7 protein-coding genes are annotated in these 10,714 nt (G+C 65.9%); 6 read left to right on the top strand and 1 reads right to left on the bottom strand.

The features are described 5' to 3' along the window. Window positions 1-180: 180 nt before the first annotated feature. From ppx to lpxH, 5 genes are all read left to right on the top strand, one after another. Window positions 181-1,707 (top strand): exopolyphosphatase, encoded by a 1,527-nt coding sequence (gene ppx / locus HMPREF3114_RS05395; protein ID WP_049417419.1) that lies wholly within the window; start codon window positions 181-183, stop codon window positions 1,705-1,707. A gap of 318 nt (window positions 1,708-2,025) precedes the next feature. After that, a complete protein-coding gene (locus HMPREF3114_RS05390; RefSeq protein WP_070489310.1) occupies window positions 2,026-4,950 on the top strand; it encodes a TonB-dependent receptor domain-containing protein in 2,925 nt (974 codons plus the stop codon). Window positions 4,951-5,120: 170 nt separating this feature from the next. After that, a complete protein-coding gene (locus HMPREF3114_RS05385) occupies window positions 5,121-6,266 on the top strand; it encodes a glycosyltransferase family 4 protein (RefSeq protein WP_070489309.1) in 1,146 nt (381 codons plus the stop codon). After that, a complete protein-coding gene (locus HMPREF3114_RS05380) occupies window positions 6,247-6,786 on the top strand; it encodes a phosphatase PAP2 family protein (protein WP_070489308.1) in 540 nt (179 codons plus the stop codon). Before HMPREF3114_RS05385 ends, HMPREF3114_RS05380 begins: the two co-directional genes overlap by 20 nt. A 93-nt stretch (window positions 6,787-6,879) precedes the next feature. Continuing rightward, window positions 6,880-7,626 (top strand): UDP-2,3-diacylglucosamine diphosphatase, encoded by a 747-nt coding sequence (gene lpxH, locus HMPREF3114_RS05375; RefSeq protein ID WP_005415454.1) that lies wholly within the window; start codon window positions 6,880-6,882, stop codon window positions 7,624-7,626. Between the two features lie 87 nt (window positions 7,627-7,713). Here lpxH and HMPREF3114_RS05370 read toward each other — a convergent pair whose 3' ends face one another. Further along, a complete protein-coding gene (locus HMPREF3114_RS05370; RefSeq protein ID WP_053500129.1) occupies window positions 7,714-8,967 on the bottom strand; it encodes a M12 family metallo-peptidase in 1,254 nt (417 codons plus the stop codon). A 225-nt stretch (window positions 8,968-9,192) separates the two neighbouring features. Between HMPREF3114_RS05370 and HMPREF3114_RS05365 the strand changes: the two genes are divergently transcribed. Continuing rightward, a complete protein-coding gene (locus HMPREF3114_RS05365; protein ID WP_070489311.1) occupies window positions 9,193-10,650 on the top strand; it encodes a DUF2235 domain-containing protein in 1,458 nt (485 codons plus the stop codon). Window positions 10,651-10,714 lie beyond the last annotated feature (64 nt).

The raw sequence follows: 10,714 nt of genomic DNA, 5'->3' as shown, positions 1-10,714 counted from the left end.
AGCTTACATGGACGTACTTGCAGCGTCCCCCGCAGCCGGGCCCACCCCGCCATCCCACGGATACCTCGCTTTTGACGTTGCCTCTGCAGATGCAGGGCGCAGCCCTGCCGCACTCCCCTCTTCCAAAATGTGAAGGCCGCGCGGTGACGAGCACACCGCCCCTTCGGCTAACATTCGTCCATGCCGCATACCACCACGACTCCGCCCGCATTGCAGGATGGCGACCTGCTGGCCGCCATCGACCTTGGCTCCAACAGTTTCCACATGGTCATCGCGCGCTATACGCTCGGCCAGCTGCGGGTGATCGACCGCCTGCGCGAGACGGTGCGCATGGCCGATGGCCTGGATGGCAAGGGTGGTCTCTCTTCCGCTGCACGCCAACGTGCACTGGAATGCCTGGCCCGCTTCGGCCAGCGCATCCGCAATGTGCCGCCGCACCGGGTGCGCGCGCTGGCCACCAACACCGTGCGCCAGCTGCGCTCGCCGCAGTCGTTCCTGGTACCGGCCGAGACCGCACTGGGGCATGCCATCGAAGTGGTCAGCGGGCGCGAAGAAGCGCGCCTGATCTACCTGGGCGTGGCCCACGCGCAACCGCCCAAGCCCGGGCAGCGCCGGCTGGTGATCGACATCGGCGGTGGCTCCACCGAGTTCATCATCGGCATGGGCATGCAGACCCTGGAGCGCGAAAGCCTGCAGGCCGGCTGCATCGCCAGCACCCGGCGCTTTTTCCCCGGCGGCAAGCTGAGCAAGAAGCGCTGGAAGGACGCGCTGGCCGAGATTGGCCGCGAGTTCCAGCCTTTCGCCAGCAAGTACCGCGCGCTGGGCTGGCAGGAAGCGTTGGGCTCTTCCGGCACGCACAAGGCGATCAGCGAGATCTGCGCGACGATGAAGCTGAGCAAGGGCGCCATCACCGCCGAGGCCCTGCCGCAGCTGCGCGATGAACTGCTGAAGGCCAAGAAGATCGACGACATCCAGCTGCCGGGGCTGTCCAGCGACCGCCGCCCGATCATCGCCGGCGGCATCCTGGTGCTGGAAGCGGCCTTCCAGGCGCTGGGCCTGCAGAAGCTGCTGGTCAGCAAGGCGGCGATGCGCGAAGGCATCCTGTATGACATCGTCGGCCGCGCCGGCGAGAACGACCTGCGTGACGAATCGGTGGCTGCTCTCAGCCAGCGCTACGGTATCGATACCGTCCAGGCCGAGCGCGTGCAGGACACCGCGCTGTCCCTGCTGGAACAGGTGCAGGAGCGCTGGAGGCTCGATGCCGACGATGCGCGCATGCTCGGCTGGGCCGCGCGCCTGCACGAGCTGGGCCTGATGATCGCGCACAGCGGCTACCACGTGCATGGCAGCTATGTGCTGGAACACTCGGATATCGCCGGCTTCTCGCGCCAGGAGCAGCAGATGCTGGCGGCCCTGGTGCGTAGCCACCGCCGCAGCGTGGCCAAGACCGCCTTCGACGCCCTGCCCGAGCGACTGCTGCTGACCGCACGCCGGCTGGCGGCCCTGCTGCGGCTGGCGGTGCTGCTCAATCGCGCCCACGAAGACGATCCGCTGCCGGCACTGGAACTGACCGCCGACGACAACCGGCTGTCGCTGATCGTGCCGCAGGCCTTCATCGATGCCCGCCCGCTGCTGCGCGCGGACCTGATCGGCGAGACCGATGGCATCGCCGGGCTGGGCATCCAGTTCCGTCCGTTCGTGGCCTGAATACGCTGTCCGCTGTTGTCCACAGGACAACCGGGGTGACGCATTTCCCACTCCCACTTTGCGCAGTCTGGCGGTTTTTTGTGCTGCTCCGCACCACAAACGGCCCGCTGTGGGCAATCGCTGCCATCACGTAAGCGCCTGCTTTTGTTCACGTTTTGTGAAGAATGGCGCGGCCGCGTGACATAAATGGATACGAACCCTTTACAGAGCATTAACTAACGAGACTACTATCGGGTCACCGGCTCGGTCATCGACCCTGCTGGCTCCTTCGACGCCCACTTTGGCGTCCTGTGCACGACCTGAGAGAGAGAGCTCGCCATGACTTCACGCACCACCGCACTGGGGCAGGCCATCCGCTACGCCCTGGCTACCACTGCAGCGCTGGCAGCGCTGCCCGCGTTTGCCCAGGAAGGCAGCAACGCCAACCCGACCAACCTCGACCGCATCGAGATCACCGGCTCGCGCATCCGCCAGGTGGACGTGGAGACCGCCCAGCCGGTGTTCGCGATCAGCCGCAACGACATCGAAAAGCAGGGGTTCAGCTCAGTTGCCGACATTCTGCAGAACGTCACCGCCATGGGCAGCCCGACCATCAGCCGCGCCAATGCGCTGACCGCAGGCGAAAACGCGGGCGGCACCTACATCGACATGCGCAACCTGGGCACCCAGCGCACCCTGGTGCTGGTCAACGGCAAGCGCCTGGGCATCAGCACGTCCGGCTACCAGGACATCTCCACGCTGCCGGTGTCCGCCGTGGAACGCATCGAGGTGCTGAAGGACGGCGCCTCTGCGATCTATGGCTCCGACGCCATGGCCGGTGTGGTGAACATCATCACCCGTTCCAATGTCACCGGTGTGACTGCCAACGTCTACCACGGCCAGTACAGCCAGGGCGACGGTGCACGTGACCGCTTCGACGTTGTCGCCGGCTGGAGCAATGAGCGCGTGTCGTTGACCCTGTCGGCCGAGCATGCCGAAGAGAAGGGCGTGTGGGCGCGCGATCGCGGCTTCAGCAAGTACGGCATGACCGATCGCCATCCGTACGACAGCAGCAACTGGACCACCATCAGCCAGTACGGCCAGTTCACGGGTCTGCGCGGCCCGGGCTGTACCGCCACTGCGGGCTGCGGCTATTCCCTCAACCGCGGCGCGGACCCCACCAACCCGGCCAATTACCACCTCACCGATAGCACGCCTTTCACCGGTGACGTGAGCAACGCCAACGACCAGATGCATGTGATGTATCCGGTCAAGCGCGACTCGGTCTATTTCGACGGCCGGTTCAAGATCACCGACAACGTCAACTTCCGTACCGAGCTGGGCTACAACCAGCGTGAGTCCACCCGCCAGATCGCGGGCTATCCGCTGCAGTCGAGCACCGCTGGTGTCGGCTCGATGTCGATCAACAGCTACTTCAACCCGTTCGGCCGCCAGCACGGTTACGCCAACCCGACCGCCGTGGCCTGGAACCGCCGTACCTGGGAAGTGCCGCGCGTGACCACCAGCGAGCTGAAGACCTACCGCGCGGTGGCGTCGTTCGACGGTTCGTTCGAGATCGGCAGCCGCTACTTCGACTGGGAAGTGGGCTACCAGTACAACCGCAATGAACTGGAATCGGTGGCCACCGGCAACCTGCACAAGGGTCGCGTCGCCGGCGGCGTCGGCCCGTCGTTCTACAACGCCGCCACTGGCAAGGTGCAGTGCGGTACCGCAGCTGCACCGATCTCCTACGACGTGTGCAAGCCGTGGAACCCGTTGGTTCCGTACGGCACGACGGCTGCCGATGGCCTGTACGGCAACGAAGAACTGCAGGCGTGGCTGTTCCCGGAAGAGATCACCAAGGGCCGCACCACCTCCAAGAACTTCTTTGCCAACATCGCTGGCAGCATCGTCACCCTGCCGGCTGGCGATCTCGGCTTCGCCTTCGGCGTGGAAAGCCGCAAGGAAGAAGGCAAGTACACCCCGGATGCCCTGGCCCAGACCGGCGCTACCACCAACCTGGCCGCAGGCCCGACCGGCGGTGACTACACCGTCAACGAGGCCTACCTGGAAGTGAACGTTCCGGTGCTGGCCGACCTGCCGGGCGCGAAGGAACTGACCTTCAATGGCGCAACCCGCTTCTCGGACTACAACACCTTCGGCAACACGCTCAACAGCAAGTTCGGCTTCAAGTGGAAGCCGATCGACTCGCTGATGGTGCGTGGCACCTGGGCCGAAGGCTTCCGCGCACCGACCATCAGCGACCTGTTCGGTGGTGGTTCGGAGACCTTCGCGCAGTTCAGCGATCCGTGCGACACCCGTTTCGGTTCCTCGGCCTCCAGCGCCGAAGTCCGTGCACGTTGCGCACGCGACATCGCCAATGCGAATACCTTCCGCCAGCTCCGCCAGGGCGGCACCCCGGTGAACACGTCGACGGACGCGACGCCGGTGCCGTTCACCTCCGGGTCCAACCCGCTGCTGACGCCGGAAACCTCGACCAGCAAGACGCTGGGCCTGGTCTGGAGCCCGAGCTTCATCCAGGGCTTCAACGCCTCGCTGGACTGGTGGAAGATCCGCATCGACAACACCATCATCGCCGACACGCCGACCCAGATCCTGCAGGACTGCTATGAGTCGGGCATCGACGCGCGCTGCTCGCGCTTCCAGCGTGACCCGGTGACCGGCATCGTGACCAACCTGAAGTTCGGCAACCGCAACGCGGGCTTCATGGAAACCGAAGGCTACGACCTGGATGTGAGCTACCGTCTGGACACCCGGTTCGGCAAGTTCAACGTGAACTCGGCCACCACCTACGTATCCAGTGCAACCTACCGCACCTCCAACGACAACTCGATCGTCCCGATCGTCACCAACGGCATCGGCAGCGCCTTCCGCGTCCGTTCCAACCTGGTGCTGGGCTACGAGCGGGGCAACTTCGGCGCGAGCTGGACCGCGCGTTACTACTCGGGCGTGAAGGAAACCTGCTCGAACATCGCGCTGTACCCGGACGAATGCTCGGATCCGGGTGTGTATGCACCGTGGTACAAGGGCGCCCGCAACTACAACGAGCGTGGTGCTGTCACCTTCCACGACGTGCAGGTGCGCTACTCGCTGCCGTGGGATGCCACCGTGTCGGTCGGTGCCAACAACGTGTTCGAAAAGACCGGCCCGATCATGTACAGCAAGCCGAACTCGGCCTTCTCGTACTACGGCGGCTACGACATCGGCCGCTTCGTCTACATGAAGTACCAGCAGCGCTTCTGATCCATCGCGCTGTGACATGAAGCACCAGGACCACGGCCCTTCGGGGCCGTGGTTTTTTGTTGGCCGCAGCGCCCCTGCGGTGGCCGGCGCCCCCGTCATCTGACGGTCGCAAAGTGGTCATGTCGGCTACATCGCCAGGGCCGAGCATGCCGGAAACCGGGAGGCCCGCCATGCGCTATGCCATCGTCACCGAGACCTATCCGCCGGAAGTCAACGGCGTCGCCCTCACCGTACAGGGCCTGGAGCAGGGTCTGCGTGCAGCCGGACACGAGATCGACCTCGTCCGCCCCCGCCAGTCCACCGAAGCGCTGGATTCGGCACCCGGCACCTTGCTGGTTCCCGGCGCTGCCCTGCCCCGCTACCCCGGCCTGCGCTTCGGCCTGCCAGCCCCGATCCGGCTGGGCCGCCATTGGCAGAATCAGCGTCCGGATGCGGTCTACATCGCCACAGAAGGTCCACTCGGCTGGTCGGCACTGCGTACCGCACGTCGCCTCGGCATCCCGGTCGCCAGCGGCTTCCACACCCGCTTCGACGAGTACCTGCCCGACTATGGCGTGGCATGGCTGCAGGCCGCGGCCATGCGCTGGATGCGCCGCTTCCACAACCAGGCGGACGCTACCCTGGTGCCGACCCGCGAACTGCAGCAGTTCCTCGGCGAACAGGGCTTCGAACGCGTGCGCCTGCTGGCCCGTGCGGTGGACAGCCAGCAGTTCGATCCAGGCCGGCGCGATCCTGCACTGCGCGAGGAATGGGGCGTGGATGGCAACGGCCTGGTGGCGATCTATGTCGGCCGCATTGCTGCTGAAAAGAACCTCGGCCTGGCGGTGAAGGCATTCCGCCGCCTGCAGCAGATCCGGCCCAAGGCACGCTTTGTATGGGTGGGTGACGGCCCGGCCCGCGAGAAGCTGGCACATGAAAATCCCGATTTCATCTTCTGTGGCATCCAGCGCGGCGATGCGCTGGCCCGCCATTTCGCCAGCGGCGATCTGTTCCTGTTCCCCAGCCGCAGCGAGACGTTCGGCAACGTGACTCTGGAAAGCATGGCCAGCGGCGTGGCCACCGTGGCCTTCGACTACGGCGCCGCGCGTGAGTACCTGCGCAACGGCGAGAACGGCGCAGCGGTGGACAGCGACGAGCAGTTCATCGAGGCCGCCGTGCAACTGGCCGCCGATGACGCGCAACGCCACGAACTGGGCGGCAATGCCGCGCGCGCGATGAAGCGATTGCATCCACAGCAGGTGGTGGCCGAGTTCGATGCGTTGCTGGCCGAGCTTGCGCAGTCGCGGAGGAGCGGCCATGCGCACCACGCCGCTTGAACTGCTGGCAGGGCGCGAGGCACGCTTGTGCCGGCGGGCGAACCACTACTGCCGGCGCCGCTGCGTGCGCCGCCTGTTCTCGGCCATCAGCCGTCTCGGCGATGGCGTGTTCTGGTATGTGCTGATGGCTGCGCTGGTGGTGCTGGATGGCTTCGATGGCCTGCGCGCCTCGGTGCACATGGCCGCCACCGGCCTGGCCGCATTGCTGCTGTACAAGGGCCTCAAGCGCTGGACGCGGCGCCCGCGGCCTTACGCGGCCGATCTTCGCATCCGCGCCTGGGTGGCACCGCTGGACGAATTCAGCTTCCCCTCCGGGCACACCCTGCACGCAGGGTCGTTCACCATCGTCGCACTGGCCTACTACCCCTGGCTGGCACCCTTGCTGGTGCCGTTCACCCTCGGCGTCGCACTGTCGCGGGTGGTGCTGGGCCTGCACTATCCTTCCGACGTGCTCGCCGCCACGGGCATCGCCGTCCTGCTGGCTTCGGCCAGCCTGACCTGGCTGCCGCTGCCGGTGTAGCCCAGGGGTCAGATCCTTTTCCTTCGGAAAAGAGATCTGACCCCCACAATACCGGCGGCGCTACCATCATCATTGATGGCCTAGAATGCAGGCATGACCACGTTGTTCATATCCGACCTGCACCTGGACCCCAGCCGTCCGGAGATCACCGACCTGTTCCTGCGCTTCCTGCGCGAGCAGGCGCCCGGCGCCGATGCGCTGTACATCCTCGGCGACCTGTTCGAGGCCTGGATCGGCGACGACACGCCCTCCCCGGCTGCCGATGCGGTGGCCGATGCGTTGAAGGTGCTGTCCGACAGCGGCGTGCCCGTGTACTTCATCCGCGGCAACCGCGATTTCCTGCTTGGCGAGGACTATGCGCGCCGTGCCGGCCTGCGCATCCTGCCCGACCCGTGCGTGATCGAGCTGTACGGCCGCCCGGTGCTGCTGCAGCATGGTGACCTGCTGTGCACCGATGACATCCCCTACCAGCAGTTCCGTGCGCAGACCCGCGACCCGGTGTTCCAGGCGCAGTTCCTGTCGCAGCCGCTGGCCGCACGCATCGCCTTCGCGCAGAAGGCGCGCGAGGCGAGCCAGGCCCGCCAGTCGGAAATGAAGCAGGGCGATCGCGCGCAGTTCGAGACCGTCACCGACGTGGCCCCGTCCGAAGTCGATGCTACCTTCGTACGCCACGGCGTGGACACCATGATCCACGGTCACACGCACCGTCCGGCCATCCACGCACTGCAGGCCGGTGGACGCGATTGCATCCGTATCGTGCTGGGTGACTGGTACGAACAGGGCTCGGTGCTGCGCGTGGATGCCAGCGGCTGGTCGCTGGATACGCTCGCCCGCGATTGATGGATTGCAGGATGCCAACCAGGGTTGGCATCTACCCGAGCCGGTGAACGCGCCCGGGTAGACGCCGACCTTGGCCGGCGCCTGGCCTCAGCGGAATGCCGCGATGGTGGCCTTGGTGTTGACCAGCACGCGCTGGTTGTCTGCGGTGCTGGCATTGCCCATCGGGATGCCGTTGTAGCTGATGTTCGGGTTGGACCAGTAGTTCAGGCGCGGGCAACTGCGGGTGCAGTTGTAGGCCATGATCGTGCGCCAGCCGGTGCCGCTGGACGGCTCATAGCGGTAGCCGTGGCCATAGGCGTAGGGCGATGTGCTCGGGTCGGTGGCGATGTCATGCCGCGCGCTCTGCAGGTGGCCGATCTCATGCGCGAACGAGTAGTAGCCGGTCGCGCAATCCCAGTACACCGCCGCGAACGCCGTCGACGCGGTCGAGCCGATGCCCGAGGCCAGGCCACAGTAGGCGGTGTTGTTGATCAGCAGCACGCCGACGTCGGCCGCCGTGTTGTTGCGGCTGGTGTGGATGCTGTCCATGTAGCCGTCACTGGTGCCACGGAAGCGTGCCAGGTCGGTGTCGAAGCTGCCCGACTCGGTGTAGCTGGTGGTCTCGTAACCGGCCAGCTGCATGGTGATGCCGACGTTGCTGTTGACGTAGCCCTGGTTGGATTCGGCCACCGCCAGCTGCACCAGCGACTGCATGTTGCCGCCATAGGCGGCGACGGCGGCATTGGTCGCCACCACCAGCACACGGATGGTCGCCGGCGTACCGGACGATGCCTGCGCGATGCCGATGCGATCGTTGTTGCCCATCGGGATCTTCGGCAGCTGGTTGTAGTCGGCCGGATGGTCGGCCGGCATCCGCGATTCATCCACTTCCACCAGCACGTGGCGGTTGCCCAACGGGCGCAGGCGATACAGCTTTCCATCCTTGCGGATCGAGCCGGTGACGGTGTCGCCCGAGCGCACCAGGATCAGCGAATTGCCGGGGTCGTCCTGGCCGTTGGAGGTGGCCGCGGTCAGTTTGTCCGAGGGCGAACGGAACTGGCCGTACCAGATGCTGCCGCCATCGGGCAGTGCTTCGACCTTGCTGCGCACCGCCTGCACCCGCCGGCCGAGCAGTTCGAATTCCAGCTGCGGTTGTGCAGTAGCTGCTGCATCGACACGCACTTCCTGTACCGTCGCCGTGGACGGGGTGGCCAGCAGCTTGCCCAGTGCGGGCTCGCTGTTTGCCGATGCGCGGCTGATGACCGTCACCGGCTCGAACAACGGTGCCGCATGCGCGGCCGCTGCCACCGACAAACCCAACACCAGGCCACCTGCCGCTTTGCCAATCGATCTGGACAACATTGCGTCGCTCCTTGAATGATGTGAACAGCGTTGATGCAGCACGACCCGGTGTGCCGGGTCTGACCATATGGCCTGCGCGGGGCGTGTGAATTCAATAGGCGAGAGAAGTGAAAATCAGGATTTGTGATCGACCGCATCTGGATTAAGTAAGGTCAAAAGCGTTGCTACACGTCGCGAATACGCCGCTTTCGCGCTACCGTGACGCAGCCACGACGGGGAATGCACATGGCACCATCGCAGGACACGGACGAAGATGTCGGCTTGCTGCGGATCGGGCTGTTCTTCGATGGCACCCGCAACAACGCACACAACCTGGCCCGTGGCAGGCCCCAGCTGCCGCAGCCGCGCCCGGCGCAGCTGCGTGCGGATGACGATTCGACCTACCAGAGCCGGTTGACCAGCAGCTACGACAATGGCCTGACCAACATCGCCCGCCTGCAGCAGCTGTACCCGGACAGCCGCAGCGGGACATCGGCGCCCCCGTCCCTGTCGATCTACGTGGAAGGTGTCGGTACCCGCGATGACGCCGACGACGACCTGATCGGACTGGCGTTCGGCATTGGCGCCAGCGGTGTGCGCGCCAAAGTGCAGCGTGCGCTGCAGGTGCTGCTGCCGGCGGCACTGGGTGCACTTGCTGCACGCTGGCAGCGACCACTGCGTGGCGTGCAGCTGGATCTGTTCGGCTTTTCACGGGGCGCGGCCGCCGCGCGCGATGTGGCCAACCAGTTGCAGGCCTGGGATCGCACCCGCTGGCGGCAGCTGTTGCAGGCCGCTGGCCTGTCCTGCACAACGGACTTCGCCCCGGCCGATCCGCCGCTGCGCTTCATCGGCCTGTTCGACACGGTGGTTGCGGTCAGCGGTGGCCGCACCGACGAACAACCTCACCTCGCGCTGCATGCAGGCGTTGCCAGGCAGGTGCTGCAACTGAGCGCGCGTGACGAGCATCGCCAGCACTATCCATTGACCAGCGTGGCGCCAGCGTTCACCGAGATCGCCCTGCCCGGCGTGCACGCCAACATCGGCGGCGGCTACAACCAGCTCGAAGAAGGGCCCAAGCTGCTCAGTCGCCCGCGCCGGCAGCTGCTGCGCCGCTCGAGCGTGGCCGAGTACCAGGCGCCACCGCTGGCGATCCTGCAGGCGACCACGGCCTACGCCGAGGCACAGGCCGACGCCGAGCGCTGGCGGCAGCAGCTGGGCCTGGACGAAAAGGAAGTCTGGGTGGATGTCTGGCACCAGTGGCAGCAACAGCGTCGCGCCGGCAGCCGCAGCGTACTGCTGTCACCGGTGCTGTACGTGACGGCGGCCGTGGTATTGCGCCGGCGCATCGACTGGCGCTACCAGCTGATCGCGCTTCAGGTGATGCAGCAGCATGCCATTGATGCCGGCGTGCGATGGACGGCCAATGCCAACGCAGTCCCCGGCTGGGAGCTGCCCTCCGCCCTGCAACCCATCGCACGACGACTGGTGGCCGGACAGCCACTGACGCAAACCCAGGAGGCGCTGTTGCGGCGGCGTTACCTGATGCAGTCGGCGCACTGGAACTTCGACGCGCTGGGCGACACCGCACTGACCTACGCCGCCGATGCCGGCGTCAGCGAGCTGCCGTACCGGCCGGGCCCGGGCCTGTTCTACATCAACCGTCCAACGGTGGATGGCAAGCGCGTGGTTCTGCCGAACGCATGAAAAAAGGGGACGGAGGGAATTAAGTCGTTTTGGCACAAACGACTTAATTCCCTCCGTCCCCTTT

The organism is Stenotrophomonas sp. HMSC10F07 (assembly GCF_001807895.1).
Classification (GTDB): domain Bacteria; phylum Pseudomonadota; class Gammaproteobacteria; order Xanthomonadales; family Xanthomonadaceae; genus Stenotrophomonas; species Stenotrophomonas sepilia.
The sequence above is the reverse complement of the archived record's forward strand: the minus strand, read 5'-3'. Positions and strand labels throughout refer to the sequence as shown.